We start from the raw sequence: 13,657 nt of genomic DNA on the forward strand, positions 1-13,657 counted from the left end.
TACCCTTGCCTAAGTGGGGCAAGCAAAAATACATCATGCGCTAATTAGTCAATCACCTTCATGGAAAGCACTCGCATGCACACTCCCCGCATTCTCGCCCTGAGCGCCGCCCTGGCCGCGGCCGCACTGGCCCTGTCCTCCTGCGCCAGCTCTTCCCCGAGCACCGAGCCAGCAGAAACCGCCGCCACCGCGGAAGCCGATTCCAGCTTCCCGGCGGCCATCAAGCACTTCCGCGGCACCACCGAGCTGGCCGAACGCCCGCTGCGCGTCGCCGCACTGGACCCTTCCTACGTGGATGCCGCCATGCTGCTGGGAGCCGAGCTGGTGGCCTACACCGAATACCGCAAGGGCAACAATCCCTTCCCCGAGTACCTCGGCGACATCACCGAGCAGACCGACGAAGCCGTGAACGTCGGCACCATCACCGAACCGGATCTGGAAAAGCTGCTGGCCACCGAGCCGGACGTGATCATCTCCGCCGACGTGCGCCAGGGCGCCATGTACGACCAGCTGAACAAGATCGCCCCGACCATCTTCTCCGAGTCCACCGGACCAACTTGGAAGGAAAACGTGGTGCTGCTGGGCGAGGCCCTGGGCAAGAAGGAGCAGGCGGTAACGGCCGTGGCTGACTACGAGGCCCGCGCCGCCGCGGTGGGCAAGGAAATCCTGGCGAAGAAGCCCGAGACCACTTACTCGCTGGTGCGTTTCGCCGGCGAGGACACCGCGCGCCTGTACGCCACCGATTCGTTCATCGGCGAGATCATGGTGGACATGGGCATTCCGCGCCCGGAGGATGCCCCGGATACCACCGAGTCGATCTTCGTTCCGCTGTCGCCGGAGGAAATCCTGAAGGCCGACGCCGAAGTGATCTTCCAGTCCACCTGGGCCCCGGAAGGCGCCGAGGGCGACGCGTCGCGCGCCCAGGAAGACAAGTTCACCTCCAACCCGTTGTGGGAGAAGCTGGAAGGCGAGGTCATGCAGGTCGACGACTCGATCTTCCTCTCCTCGGTGTCGCTGCAGGGCGCCCACGAGGTCATCACCCAGGTCGCCGAGCACTTCGAGGTCGACCCGCAGCTGCCCTAAGCGGCGCCCGGAAAACCGGCAATTAAAATACTCGAGTCCCTGCCCGGCGTCGTTCGCCGTAGGCAGGGACTCGATTCATTTACCGGCTCCGCGCGCGGGAACCGGTGCCAATCAGTGGTTATCTGGCAGCTTTGCGCACCGGATCGACAGCGACCTCCGCGTGCTTCAGCCGCTTCTCAGCGCGCTTTTCCTTGATGCTCTTGCCTGGTTTTTTCGCTTCGCCCTTGCGTGGGGATTTGCTCGACATGACGTGCCGTCCTTTACCGGAGACGCGCTGCGCCTCCAACAAATGTGGGGAGAGTACCCCATAACCTGAACCATAGGAAGTTTCGCACCGAAGAGCAAGGGCTGGAGCCTTCCCGGCGATTCTCCCACGGCTTTCGGCGAGCGCCATGGCATTTTCGAGGATACGTTCGAATCCGCGTTGGCGGCTTCTTCGGCCACTGGGCCATCCCTGCGGTGCAGGCCAGGGAAATCGAGGCCGACACGACGGCGTCTTCCCAGCGCCCGCCTAGCTTCACCGCGTAGTCTGGAATGTGGCGCGAGGAACTGCATATCCTCGCGCGAAATTAACTTTGTCGTGGTCAAACTAAGGATCATTCTCCGTGGATATCAGGGAACAGCAGCTGGACGCCTACATGGTCACGTGGAAGCTTGAGCGCGAATTCGGCGGGATGACCACCGTCTGTACCCAGCGCGCGGCCGCTTTCGCCCAGCGGCACGGTTCTGCCGCGGTGGTGACCTTCGGCCCCAACGAACAGCTCCCGCAGATCGTCGAGGAACTCGTCGCGCGCGGCAAGCTTTCGCCCACGGTCCGGGTGCTCAATCCCTACCTCCACCTGGCGGACCATGACCTGCAGCCGCAGACCAGCATCCCCGAGCGGAAGGCCGAACCGGGCTGCCTGGACTTCACGGTGCGCGAGTCCGTCCACCACCCTGGCCAGGACGCCGCCTTGTTCTGCGAGCACAGCGTTGCCGGCCCCGAAGGCGGGATCAAGAAGACCACGTACTACCGGGCCGATGGCACCGCCTTCTTGTCCGATATGAAGTTCCACGACGGGAAGGCCCGCCGCATCGTTGAGGCTTTTGACCGCAGCGGAACCCTGGTGGCCCGCTTCCCCAGCGCGGCGTCGTTCTACCGCCATTGGCTGTCGCAGATCGTCGACCACCCGAACTCCTTGGTGGTCATCGACAGCAAGTACACCGCGGCCATGCTCGCTTCCTGGAAACCGGTGCACGTGCCCAAGGTGTTCGCGTTCCACAGCATCCATGTGGCCAAGGGGCAGGACCTTGCCAGCGGCCAGCTCTCCAAGGGCCACGGGCCCATCATCGAAGAACGCTCCAACTGGGATGCCTTCGTCTTCCTGACCCACGCCCAGCGCCAGGCCTATGTCGACCGCTTCGGCGAAGCCGACTCGGCATTCGTCATTCCCAACCCGCTGAACCCGTCCACCGTGCAACCGCCGGTACCGGCACGCAGCTCGACCAGCCTGATCGTGGCCGGCTCGCTGACCCCCAACAAGAACGTAGCCGCCGCCCTGGATGTCCTCCACGAGCTGGCTCTTCGCGGCAAGCGGCCAACCCTGCACATTGTCGGCCAGGGCAGCGAATGCGACGCGCTAGCGGAACGGGCCGCCGAGCTGGGCCTGCGCGAGTCGGTGATCTTCCACGGCTACTCCGACCAGCTCCCCCGGCACTTCGCTTCCTGCACGGCCCAATTATTCACCTCGACCAACGAGGGCCAGGCGCTGGTCATCCTCGAGGCCCAGGCCCAGGGATGCATCCCGGTGTCCTTCGACATCAACTTCGGCCCTGCCGACAGCATCACCGATGGGCATAACGGCTTCCTGGTCCGCCATGGCGATATCCAGGCCATGGCCGACCGGGTGCAGCAGCTCATGGACGATCCCGCCCTGGCCGCCCGGATGTCGCAGCAGGCCCGCACTTTTGCCAGCGAGTACCAAGCCCGCGATCTAGTCTCACTTTGGGAGGACACCATGTCCATAGCGAAGATGCTCAAGAAGCTCGGCGCGAAGAACCGCGTCCCGCATTTCGAAGCAAGGCTGCGGGGCGTCGACTTCCCTGACGGCCAGGGATTGCAGGTGCGGGTGGAGCATCGGGCCCACGTCGAAGACCTGCCCGATCCGGCAACCTTCGAGCTGGTCTTCGTCAATCGGGACAGCAAGGAAGAAATCGCGGCCGTGGCCAGCAGCAGTGTGGACGAGCAGCTGGCGGTCTTCGATGTGGAACCGCAGCTCTTGGGCGAGACCCAGGAACAGGATGCGGCGGTGGACGTGAACCTGCGCCTGCGCGTGGGCAGGGCCATGGAAATGAAGCGCCTGGGTCTGCCCGAATCAATGATCCTGCCGTACTTCACCACGCACAAGAACCTCTCCTTCCGCCCCAAGCAGTAGCCGGGCAGCAGGTCGCATCCAGCGCGCGTTCGGGACTTGCTGACAATTCTCCAAGTCCGGTCCCATAAAGTCGATCGCATGCGAATTCAGATGTCCCAACTGCGACCGCTGCTCAAAAGCCACCGGATCCTCATGACGGTTCCGGGCATGAAGGATTTCCAGGACACCGGAAGCACCTGCAATCCCGAGGCGTGGATCAGCTACCGGGAAGACCTCGCGCTGGATCCCTACACCACCTTCTGGGGAACCAGCGGAACAGCCCTTCCGCGCATGGGCGCGTTCTCCTACACCCATTCAAAGCTCAACAAGGCCATCAGCGTCGGACGGTTCACCTCGATCGCCAAGGGCATGACTGTCATGGGAGCCAAGCACCCCCTGGAGTGGGCATCGACCAGCCCGGTGTTCTACAACCAGCGGCTGCTGATGCGCACCTACGCGGCTGATCACGGCGTGGATCTGGGCACGACGAAGTACGGCTACACGCCGGGGAAGATCTCCATCGGCAACGATGTATGGATCGGCGAAAAGGTCACGCTGGGCCATGGGGTCGCCATCGGCGACGGCGCGGTCACCGCCTCGAATTCCGTAGTCACCAGCGACGTCGAGCCGTACACCGTGGTCGGCGGCCTGCCGGCCAAGAAGATCCGCGACCGCTTCGATGCGCCGACCGTCCAGGCCCTCCAGGCATCGCAGTGGTGGCAGTACGCCCCGGAGAACCTGACCCACCTGGACGTGGCCAACCCGGCCGCCTTCGCCCAGCAGGTGCTCGAGCAGGCCGAGGCAGGGACTGTGCGGCCATTCCAGACGAGGCCCTTGACCGCCAAGACCATTGCCGAGCACCTGGAGGCCCTGGGCACCGGAACCGGGTGAAGACAGGAAGTGCCCCCGGGCGCTCGCCGATTCGGCGAGCGCCCGGGGGCACTAAAGCCTCTGGGCGTTGGATCCGCGTTAGCCTACGGCGACGCGCAGTTCGTTGTTCCACGGGTCCCGGAAGCGAAGTTCGGCTCCGGTGTGGTGGTTTGCCACCTTGGCGTAGGCCAGCCGCTCGGCCAGCTTGCCCACTTCTTCTTCGGTCGGGACGTTGATCAGCACTTCACCCAGCCCCAGCGTGTCCTTGCGCGGGCCGGCTCCGCGCGAGTTCCAGACGTTCATGGCCATATGGTGGTGGTACCCGCCAGCCGAGACGAACAGTGCCTGCTCGCCCAGGGTGGTGGTTTCGTCAAAGCCCAGGGTGCTGACGTAGAACTGGCGGGCGGTTGCGACATCGCCCACCTGCAGGTGCACGTGGCCTACATCCGCGGCGGCCTTGCGCTGTCCGGCAATGGACTGCTCGGTCAGGTGCTCATTGAGGAACTTGTTCGGATCCAGGTAGATGGTGTCCATGGCCACCTCGCCGCCGCTCCAGCTCCAGGTCTCGCGCGGGCGGTCCCAGTACAGCTCGATGCCGTTGCCCTCCGGGTCGGTGAAGTAGAACGCTTCGGATACCAGGTGATCGGAGCTGCCCACGAAGCGGCTCTGGTCGAACTGGGCTGCCGACAGGACGGTCGCAGCCAGATCAGCCTTGGTGTCGAAGAGCAGCGCGGTATGGAACAGGCCCGCTTCGTTGCGCGACGGGAGCTGCAGTCCTGGCGCGTTCTGCAGGTTGACCAGTTCCTGGGTACCGCGGCCCAGGCGGGTGCCTTCGGCTGATTCGGCCAGCACTTCAAGGCCCAGGGCCTTCTGGTAGTACTCGCTCATGGTTTTCATGTCGCCGACCTTGAGCTGGACTGCGTTCATGTGGGTGTTGGCCGCTAGTTTGTCTTGCTGGAGTACTGACATGGCAAGCTCCTTTTCCAAGTGCATCGATTCCCTATTGATTAACAGCCTATCGCAAATTACTTGATGCTTCAATGAAATTGGGATGTTCAGCCGATCACAGCGAATTCTGTTCCGGGGATGGCATTAGCCTCCCCTGCTCGCACACCAAGAACCCCGCTGCAAAAACTACGAAGGCCATCCGGATTTCCTTGCGGCAGCAAGGTCGCTGTTTGCCAGTGCCATAGAACTCACCAGCAGTGGCGGATCGGAGAATCGCGGTACGGCCACCCGGGTTGCCGATGGCGATGGCGACACCATGGATGCCAGGGTGGCGGGCGCAGAAACTCGAGTCCAGCTGCTGAACATCGACATCCCCGAAGCCATTCACCCGGGCAATGGGGTCAAATGCCTCGGGCCAGCGGCTGCCGAATATCTTGAGCACGCCCTGCCGGCAGGACAAAGAGTCAGCTTGGGATTACAACGTGCCCCGCACGGACCATGCGTGCCGGACCCTTGCGGCCGTCCCTGGAAGCGATCTGCCCATCAATAGAGATATCGCCCGCGCGTTCCCCTCGAAGCGCCGCGACAACGCACGCCTGCCAGGCGACCGAATGCTTGAAACCGTTCACTAACGGTATCTGGCCTGCAGGATTGCCACCGCGCGATCATCGGCAATATAGACCAGTCAATTAGCTTCATCAATGCGGCGCAACCACGCGCCAGCCAGGGTACGCCTCAACAGTTCAGGCTTGCCAATACCCTCAAATGGGTCACAGCGCAGCACAGCCTCAATCAACGCATGGATGCGCCTGAGCGTTTTGCGATCTTGGGTCTGCCAGTGGAAATAGTCAGCCGGCAGCCGTCCAGGTCAGCAGTCTTTCACTCAGGGATCAATAGGTCCACGCTCGGACACTTGGCTACCGCGTACCGCTTCCAGCGAAGCAAGCAGGCGGAGCGCATTCCTCGGCGAGCGCAGAAGGTAGCTCGTTTCCACCAGAGAGTCATACTCATCTTTTGACATGAGGACTGCAGATCCGCGCTTTGACAAGATCTCCACTTCGGCACGGTCAAGATTGACTCGTTCGATCAAGCCGCAAAGATCGCGGCGCGCCTCACTCGCTGTGATTGCCATGCCCCTCCTTGGTCAGTACTGGATATGGTACAACTTCTAGCCGTCTTCGAGAGACTCTATCCCCAAGTGCAACCCGATCCCTGTTTCCATGGGGCATCGCAGTTGATACTCAGATTTCACGGAAAATGGGCTGCCCGGACAAAGCCGCTTGGCTTTAACCATGGGTCACCCAGTCCCATTTCTTCGTCGGCACTTAATAGAGGATAGGCCTGGACTGCTCGTGGATCCAGATCAATCAACAGCACGTTTCTACCCGCTTCAACTACTCCGGTCGCAAGCGAAACCGCTGATGCGACAACAATGGAACAGGCAGACGAGCTCGCCGATCAGGCAGATTCCGCAGCGGCCCCGGGCCACACTGCAGCCACTGCATTCCATGCCGTTGCCCCGGCGTACGGGTTGCATCCGCGAGGATCGGTAAAACCACTGCCCTGGAAATGCAGCATTAACAGCCCTGGCCGAAGACCTCAAAGGCCAACAACGAAGAAGCCTGCATCCGGGCAGTCGGACCCCAGAAATAATGCAAGGCCACACGCCGCGGCTGCAGACGGGATATCGGGAACAAACTGCTAGCTGGGCTCTGGCCACCGCGTAACCAGGGACCGGGATTCAGTCCGACTTCGCACAGCAATCATGGGGTGGCCCGGTTTTATATCGGTGGCGATCTGCCACTCGCTAGGACTTCCAAGTATATTGACTGGTGATCCACCTCACCTTGGGTTTTGGTGGTTTACCCAGAGCTACGGAAGGTTAGTTGTGAGCGTTACCGAAGAATTCAGAGCAGCCCGTGACCGTCTCCTGGAGCTAAGGGAGGATTACCACCAGGCTCGCGCCGAGTTCGCATGGCCGGAATTCACCGAGTTCAATTTCGGCTTCGACTGGTTCGACCACGTCGCCCGGGATCCGCAGCGCTCCGAGCGCCCAGCACTGGTCATCGCCGAATCCGACGGCAGCTGCACCCAGCGGACCTGGGCAGAACTATCAACCCGGTCCACCCAACTTGCGCGCTGGCTCAGCGACCAGGGCATCAAGCGCGGGGATTCAATCGCCATCATGCTGGGCAACCAAGTAGAGCTTTGGGAATCGATGCTGGCAGGCATCAAGCTGGGGGCGGTCATGGTCCCGTGCACCACGCAGCTGACGCCCACCGATCTGGCCGACCGCATTGCCCGCGGCCATATCCAATGGGTCGTCACCAACGAGGGCGAAATCCCCAAGTTCGAATCGGTGCCGGGCGATTACACGCTGATCCAGATCGGCGGGCAGCCGCCGGCTGGCATCCTCGACTACTCCCAGTCGTCCGCGGCAGAAGCGGCCTTCGCACTGGAGCATCCGACCCGCGCCGATGAAACGCTGCTACGCTATTTCACCTCCGGCACCACCTCGAAGGCCAAGCTGGTCGAGCATACGCATACCTCGTATCCGGTCGGGCACTTGAGCACGATGTTCTGGATCGGCCTCGAACCAGGCGATGTCCACCTGAACGTCGCCTCGCCGGGCTGGGCAAAGCACGCGTGGTCCAACTTCTTCACCCCGTGGATCGCCGAAGCGACGGTCTTCATCTACAACTACGACCGCTTCGATCCAGTGGCCCTGATGAACCAGATGGACGCCCAGCAGGTCACCAGCTTCTGCGCGCCGCCGACCGTCTGGCGCCTGCTCATCCAGGCCGACCTCGGTGCGCTGGAGCATCCGCCGCAGAAACTGGTCTCGGCCGGCGAGCCGCTGAACGCAGAGGTCATCGACCAGGTCCACAAGGCCTGGGGGCAGGTGATCCGCGACGGGTTCGGGCAGACCGAAACCACGGTGCAGATCGCCAATCCCCCGGCAGAGCCCATCACCATCGGCGCCATGGGGCGCCCGATGCCCGGCTACGAGATCGTGCTGCGCGATCCGGTCACCGGGGAAGAAGGCGATGTGGGCGAGATCTGCCTGGTCACCGCCCAGCGCCCGCTGGGGCTGATGAAAGGCTATTTCGAGAACGAGGAAAAGACCAATGAGGTCTTCCGGGACGGGGTCTACCACACCGGGGATATCGCCGAGCGGGACGAACGCGGCGTCCTGACCTATGTGGGGCGCGCCGATGACGTCTTCAAATCCAGCGACTACAAGATCAGCCCTTTCGAACTCGAATCGGTTCTGATTGAGCATCCGGGCGTGGCCGAAGCGGCCGTCGTTCCAGCACCGGATGAGCTGCGGCTCACGGTGCCCAAGGCCTACATCGTCGCGTCCGGCGGGCATGAGCCCGGACCGGAATTAGCCGAATCGATCCTGGCCTACTGCCGCGAGCACCTTTCGGCTTTCAAGCGCATCCGCCGGCTGGAATTCGCGGACCTGCCCAAGACGATCTCGGGCAAGATCCGACGGGTGGAGCTGCGCCAGACTGAAGAGGACCGGCACCGCGCCGGCGCCCCGGCGGGCACCGAATACAGGGACACCGACTTCCCGAATCTCAAGGGGTAGAGACCTCGAGCATCCAGGGCGCGTTCCGGACATGGCTTCGGCAGGCGCCCTGGATTTTTCTCTTCCCTCGAAACTTTCGCCAGCCCATCGCTACTCCCCTTCCTCGCGTCAAGCCGCCAGGGTTCGCATCGGGTTTATTTCCAGAGGTTTCCCGCTTAAGAAGCCAATAGTTTACATCGTGAGCTGACACTCATACTATGAGTTCTTATGCCGTGGCTTATGTCACACTGCTCCCCGATTCCTCTAGAACGGATCCAACATGTCCGATATCGCGATTCTGATAAATACCGCGGTGGCCGTGCTTGCCGCCGTGGTGCTTATCGTGAGATTCAAGGTCAACCCAGTCATCGCCTTGGTCATTGGCTCGCTCTACCTGGGCCTATCCACCGGCTTGGGAGTCACCAAGACCATCGAGACCATCACCCAGGGTTTCGGCGACATCATGGTGGAAGTCGGACTCCTGGTGGCTTTCGGCGTGCTGATGGGTTCCATCCTCAATGAGACCGGCGCCATCCGCCGCCTGGTCGAGCACCTGCTGAACACCTTCGGCCCCAAACGACTGCCATACACCATGGCGTTGGCTGTCAGCACCGCGTTGCAGACCATTTTCCTCGATGTGCTGCTGGTCATCGCGGCCCCCTTGGCCCGGCGCATGGCGCCGAAAATCGGCAAGCACGGAACCGCGCGCATTGCCACGGCCATGGCCATCGCCGGCGAGGTCGGCATCGTCCTCATGGTTCCTGGCGTCGGCGCGGTCGCCTTGGCCGGCATGCTTGAAGTTCCCCTGGGCAAGATGCTGATCTTCGGCCTGCTGGTCGTCGTGCCCACGGTCTTGATTTCCGTCGCCATCATGTCCTTCTTCTTCGACCGCGGCTTCTGGAAAGCCGAGAGCGATGAGCAGCTGCTGGCGCAAGACGAGCCGACACCGGGAACCCGCAAGCTGGAGCGCGGCGAAGGGACCGGCCAGGATGCGGCACGCACCGGCAACGCCGGAACGGCCGCCGCGGCCACCGCGGTGCAGACCGGGCAGCGCCGCGAGGCGCCCCTGTTCCTGCTCTTCCTGCCGCTGCTCGCATCCTTGCTGCTCATCGCCAGCGGCGCGCTGGCCGAAATCCTCGGCTATGAGGCCAGCTGGATCCAGCTGGTCGGCAATCCGGTAGTTGCCCTGCTCATCGGCCTGGTCGGAACGATCGCCGTGGCACGCTACACCATCGGCCAGAAGGCGATTGACCGCGGCGTGGCCAGCGGGTTCAGGGAAAGCGGGCAGATCCTGCTGCTGACCGGTGTCGGCGGCTCCTTGGCAGCCACGGTTTCCACGGCTGGATTGGGCGACATCATGGGCCAGTTCTTCTCGGCCAGCACCGTTGCACCACTGGTAGTTGTCTGGGGCATCGCGGCCCTGCTTCACATTGCCGTTGGCTCGGTGACCCTTTCCGGGATTACTGCCGCAAGCCTCTTGGCACCGATCGCCCCGAGCCTGGGCATCGACCCGGTGCTCATCGCGTTGGCGGCAGGTTCCGGAGCGCTGTTCATGGTCCATGTCACCTCGAACACCTTCTGGCTCCTGCAGTCGTTGTTCGGGCAGACCGTGCGCGGTGCCCTTAAGACCGTCAGCGTAGGCGTGTCGGTCGCATCCATCGTGGCCCTTGGAATGGTCATGATCCTCAACATCTTCATTTAGCGCGACAGCAAAGGAACGGCAGAACATGTCAGAGCACATCGCCCCATTGAAGGGTGTCCGCGTTCTCGAATTGGGCAACTACATTGCCGCCCCCACTGCAGGCCGGCTCCTGGCGGACTTCGGCGCCGAAGTCATCAAGGTGGAACGCCCGGGAACCGGGGACGAGCTGCGAAATTGGCGGCTCAAGAAGGGCAGCGTCTCGATGCTGTACCGGACGATCAACCGCAACAAGAAGTCCATCGTCCTGGACCTGCGCAGCGACGCCGGCCGGGAGGCCGTGCTGGAACTGGCCAAGCACTGCGATGTGCTGCTGGAAAACTTCCGTCCGGGCACCTTGGAGAAGTGGGGCCTGGGTCCAGAGGAACTCAGCGCCGTGAATCCGGACCTGGTGATCACCCGCATCTCGGCCTTCGGCCAGACCGGGCCGCTCTCCGAGCGCCCGGGCTTTGCCGCCGTGGCCGAGGCCTTCAGCGGCTTCCGCAATCTGGTGGGCGATCCAGATCGCGCGCCGGTTCGTGTCGGCGTATCGATTGGCGATTCCATTGCCGGACTGTATGCCGCGTTCGGCGCGGTGATGGCGCTCTACCAGCGGGAGATGGCGCGCGGGGAAAAGGCCTCCCTCGGTCTGGACCATCGCGTGATCGATGTGGCGCTGCACGAGGCGATGTTCTCCATGATGGAATCTTTGCTCCCGGACCACGGCGCCTACGGCGAAACCCGGACCCGCACCGGTGGACGCATGGAAGGCATTGCGCCATCCAATGCCTATGTCTGCGCCGATGGGGCCAGCATTGTGGTCGCCGGAAACGGTGACGGGATCTACCGCCGCTACATGGAAGCCATCGGCAGGCCGGAGCTCGGGGCCGATCCGCGGCTGCAGGGCAATGCCCAGCGTTGGGAGGCAAGGGAAATGCTGGATGCCGCCATTGGCCAGTGGGCCGCAAGCGTGGATTCGAGCACGGCCCTGGCCATCCTCGATGCGGCAGGAGTTCCTGCCGGCCCGATCTACACCGCCAAGGACATTGCCAACGAGCCGCAATACATCTGCCGGAACATGATCCAGCATCTGGATGTCTCCACCGGCGAGGAAACCTTGCAAGGTGTCGGCTTCCCCGGCATCGTCCCGGTCATGGGAGGCACCTCGCTGCCTATTCGGAACCTCGGCCCCGACCTCGGCGAGCATACCGAACAGGTACTGGGCGGATTGCTGGGAATGACCGATGCGCAAATTGCGCAAGCCTCGGCTGGCGAAAGGAATATCGCGTGAGCTACTCATTCACCCCCGCAGCCGCGTTGCGCGACGTCACGCTGCGTGACGGGCTGCAGCTGACCGGGAAGCTTTTGAGCACCCCGGAGAAAATCAGGACCGTGCGCGAGTTGATCCGGCTCGGAGTCCAGGAAATCGAGCTCGGCTCCATGGCGCGTGCCGACCTGGTGCCGCCCATGGCCAATACCCTCGAAGTTGCCCGGGGGCTGCGCCCCGACGAGCTGGAACGCTGCTGGATTTGGGTGGCGACCCCGGGGCATGTGGCCAAGGCGGCCAAGTCGGGCATCCGGAACTTCCAGTATTGCCTCTCTGTTTCCGATGCGCACAACCAGGCGAATATCGGGCGCAGCACGGAGGCAAGCCTTGCCGCCCTGCCAGAAGCCGTGCGCTATGCCCAGGAAGCCGGCGGGCGCATCCAGCTATGCCTGGCCACCTCGTTCACCTGCCCTTTCGAGGGGCAAGTCCCCGCCGAGCGCGTGCTGGACATCGCCAACGATCCACGGGCCGAGGGCACCAGCGACATCGTCATCTGCGACACCCTGGGCCAAGCAGTTCCGGCACAGGTCGCCTCGCTCATTTCCAGGGTGCGCGGCGAAACCCCGCAACGGCGCATCGTGTTCCACGGCCACGATACCTGGGGGCTGGGTGTTGCCAATACGCTGGCAGCCATTTCGGCAGGAGCCACCCTGGTTGATGGAGCGCTCGGCGGCCTGGGAGGCTGTCCCTTCGCCCCCGGGGCCAGCGGGAACACTTCCAGCGAGGACATCCTCTTCGCTACCCAGCCGCCATGGCTCACGCCGCAGCGCTTTGCCGGGCTCGTCGGGCTCTCCGAATCCTTGCTGCAGGAGCTGGGCGAGCCGAACCGCTCCAAGTCGGCCCAGGGGGCGCGTTCCAAGGCAGAAGCCTTTGCCTGGGTGATCCCCTCTGATGCCACCCCGGATTGCGGTACCAGCCTCTAGTGCCGCTATTGCCTGGTGCCGCCGCAGCCCTCGGACCGGGCGGGCGGCGCTAGGCGGAAGGCCGGTGGGTTTCGCCCGGGAAGCGTCCGCCGATCAGCCGGGTCATCCGTTCAGCAGTGTCCAGCAACGGCTCGATCCAGCTCTGGCAGATCTCCCGCGGCATGCGCAGGGTGGGTCCGCTGATGGTCACCGCCGCCACCAGGCCCGCCGCGGAATCGAACACCGGTGCGGACAGTCCCGAGGCCCCGCTTTCACGCTCCCCCGTGGTGATCGCGAAGCCATCGGCGCGGGTCTGCTGAACCGCTTTTTCCAGGTTGGCCATGCCGGTAATCGTGGCATCGGTCAACGGCTGCAGCTGTGATTCCTGCAACCGCTGCATGAGCTCGGGCTTCCAGGCCAGCAGCACGCGGCCGGCAGATCCGGCATGCAATGGGGCGAGCTCGCCCAGGTGCATTTCCCTGCGCAGCGCGTGGCGTGTTTCGGCAATGCCCACGCACACGCGGAATTGCTGCTCGGCACGGAAAAGGCAGGCTGTTTCCCCGGTGAAGTCGCGCAGTTCGCGCAACGATGGGCTGATGACGTCCAGCACTTCCCGCCCCCGGGTCGCCGGCGCGGCCCAGTAGGCCATCTTCATCCCGATGCGGAAGCCGTCATCCTCGCGGTCCAAGAAACCCTGTCCCACCAAATTCGCGACAAGCCGCTGCACCGTGGAGGCAGGCAAATCCGTTGCTTCACGGATATCGGCCAAGTTCATCACCGGCTGGCGCAGTGAAAAGGAATCGAGGATGGAACTGATTTTTCCCAAGACCAACAAGGGGTTGTGCTTCTTGGCGGGGGTCTCTTCCTTTGGCATATTCCAGA

General features: G+C 63.2%; 12 protein-coding genes. 7 read left to right on the forward strand and 5 right to left on the reverse strand.

Features of this window, described 5'->3' with window-relative positions; all coding sequences use genetic code 11:
* The first annotated feature begins 75 nt into the window (after positions 1–75).
* A complete protein-coding gene (locus tag ACIOJF_RS05920) occupies positions 76–1,083 on the forward strand; it encodes an iron-siderophore ABC transporter substrate-binding protein (protein ID WP_105657725.1) in 1,008 nt (335 codons plus the stop codon).
* Positions 1,084–1,201: 118 nt separating this feature from the next.
* Here the strand turns inward: ACIOJF_RS05920 and ACIOJF_RS05925 are convergent, their stop codons facing one another.
* The gene (locus tag ACIOJF_RS05925) at positions 1,202–1,330 is read right to left on the reverse strand and encodes a hypothetical protein (protein WP_286134218.1); all 129 of its coding nucleotides are present in this window, start codon (positions 1,328–1,330) and stop codon (positions 1,202–1,204) included.
* A 358-nt stretch (positions 1,331–1,688) separates the two neighbouring features.
* On the opposite strand from ACIOJF_RS05925, the gene ACIOJF_RS05930 reads away from it, so the two are divergent.
* Together ACIOJF_RS05930 and ACIOJF_RS05935 are read left to right on the forward strand one after the other, a co-directional pair.
* Positions 1,689–3,497 carry a glycosyltransferase gene (locus tag ACIOJF_RS05930; RefSeq protein ID WP_105657724.1) on the forward strand — a complete coding sequence of 603 codons (1,809 nt, stop codon included), beginning with the start codon at positions 1,689–1,691 and terminating at the stop codon, positions 3,495–3,497.
* Between the two features lie 78 nt (positions 3,498–3,575).
* Positions 3,576–4,367, forward strand: coding sequence for a CatB-related O-acetyltransferase (locus tag ACIOJF_RS05935; protein WP_402741334.1), 792 nt, complete (start codon positions 3,576–3,578; stop codon positions 4,365–4,367).
* A gap of 78 nt (positions 4,368–4,445) precedes the next feature.
* Here ACIOJF_RS05935 and ACIOJF_RS05940 read toward each other — a convergent pair whose 3' ends face one another.
* The 3 genes from ACIOJF_RS05940 to ACIOJF_RS05950 form a co-directional block, all read right to left on the reverse strand.
* Positions 4,446–5,315, reverse strand: coding sequence for a VOC family protein (locus ACIOJF_RS05940; RefSeq protein ID WP_105657722.1), 870 nt, complete (start codon positions 5,313–5,315; stop codon positions 4,446–4,448).
* Positions 5,316–5,979: 664 nt separating this feature from the next.
* Complete coding sequence (locus ACIOJF_RS05945) at positions 5,980–6,090, reverse strand: type II toxin-antitoxin system YoeB family toxin (protein WP_353615991.1); 111 nt, start codon at positions 6,088–6,090, stop codon at positions 5,980–5,982.
* Positions 6,091–6,177: 87 nt separating this feature from the next.
* Entirely contained in the window at positions 6,178–6,426 is a 249-nt protein-coding gene (locus ACIOJF_RS05950) for a type II toxin-antitoxin system Phd/YefM family antitoxin (protein WP_402741335.1), read from the reverse strand.
* A gap of 756 nt (positions 6,427–7,182) precedes the next feature.
* Between ACIOJF_RS05950 and ACIOJF_RS05955 the strand changes: the two genes are divergently transcribed.
* The 4 genes from ACIOJF_RS05955 to ACIOJF_RS05970 all read left to right on the forward strand — a co-directional run bounded on the left by ACIOJF_RS05955 (position 7,183) and on the right by ACIOJF_RS05970 (position 12,796).
* Positions 7,183–8,889: an AMP-binding protein gene (locus tag ACIOJF_RS05955; protein WP_105657719.1), complete on the forward strand. Its 1,707-nt coding sequence runs from the start codon at positions 7,183–7,185 to the stop codon at positions 8,887–8,889.
* Between the two features lie 259 nt (positions 8,890–9,148).
* Positions 9,149–10,570 (forward strand): GntP family permease, encoded by a 1,422-nt coding sequence (locus ACIOJF_RS05960; RefSeq protein WP_105657718.1) that lies wholly within the window; start codon positions 9,149–9,151, stop codon positions 10,568–10,570.
* 25 nt (positions 10,571–10,595) lie between these two features.
* Positions 10,596–11,837 (forward strand): CaiB/BaiF CoA-transferase family protein, encoded by a 1,242-nt coding sequence (locus ACIOJF_RS05965; RefSeq protein WP_105657717.1) that lies wholly within the window; start codon positions 10,596–10,598, stop codon positions 11,835–11,837.
* Positions 11,834–12,796: a hydroxymethylglutaryl-CoA lyase gene (locus tag ACIOJF_RS05970; protein ID WP_105657716.1), complete on the forward strand. Its 963-nt coding sequence runs from the start codon at positions 11,834–11,836 to the stop codon at positions 12,794–12,796. Before ACIOJF_RS05965 ends, ACIOJF_RS05970 begins: the two co-directional genes overlap by 4 nt.
* 49 nt (positions 12,797–12,845) lie before the next feature.
* Here the strand turns inward: ACIOJF_RS05970 and ACIOJF_RS05975 are convergent, their stop codons facing one another.
* Positions 12,846–13,649, reverse strand: a complete 804-nt coding sequence (locus ACIOJF_RS05975; protein WP_105657715.1) for an IclR family transcriptional regulator — start codon at positions 13,647–13,649, stop codon at positions 12,846–12,848.
* Between the last annotated feature and the right edge of the window lie 8 nt (positions 13,650–13,657).

It is taken from the genome of Glutamicibacter sp. NPDC087831, assembly GCF_044742845.1.
GTDB lineage: Bacteria > Actinomycetota > Actinomycetes > Actinomycetales > Micrococcaceae > Glutamicibacter.

Excerpts from the sequence above, each read along its gene's own strand:
- ACIOJF_RS05925 (WP_286134218.1), bottom strand. The coding sequence starts at position 1,330 with ATGTCGAGCAAATCCCCACGCAAGGGCGAAGCGAAAAAACCAGGCAAG.
- ACIOJF_RS05935 (WP_402741334.1), top strand. The coding sequence starts at position 3,576 with ATGCGAATTCAGATGTCCCAACTGCGACCGCTGCTCAAAAGCCACCGG.
- ACIOJF_RS05920 (WP_105657725.1), top strand. The coding sequence starts at position 76 with ATGCACACTCCCCGCATTCTCGCCCTGAGCGCCGCCCTGGCCGCGGCC.
- ACIOJF_RS05975 (WP_105657715.1), bottom strand. The coding sequence starts at position 13,649 with ATGCCAAAGGAAGAGACCCCCGCCAAGAAGCACAACCCCTTGTTGGTC.
- ACIOJF_RS05965 (WP_105657717.1), top strand. The coding sequence starts at position 10,596 with ATGTCAGAGCACATCGCCCCATTGAAGGGTGTCCGCGTTCTCGAATTG.
- ACIOJF_RS05940 (WP_105657722.1), bottom strand. The coding sequence starts at position 5,315 with ATGTCAGTACTCCAGCAAGACAAACTAGCGGCCAACACCCACATGAAC.
- ACIOJF_RS05950 (WP_402741335.1), bottom strand. The coding sequence starts at position 6,426 with ATGGCAATCACAGCGAGTGAGGCGCGCCGCGATCTTTGCGGCTTGATC.
- ACIOJF_RS05960 (WP_105657718.1), top strand. The coding sequence starts at position 9,149 with ATGTCCGATATCGCGATTCTGATAAATACCGCGGTGGCCGTGCTTGCC.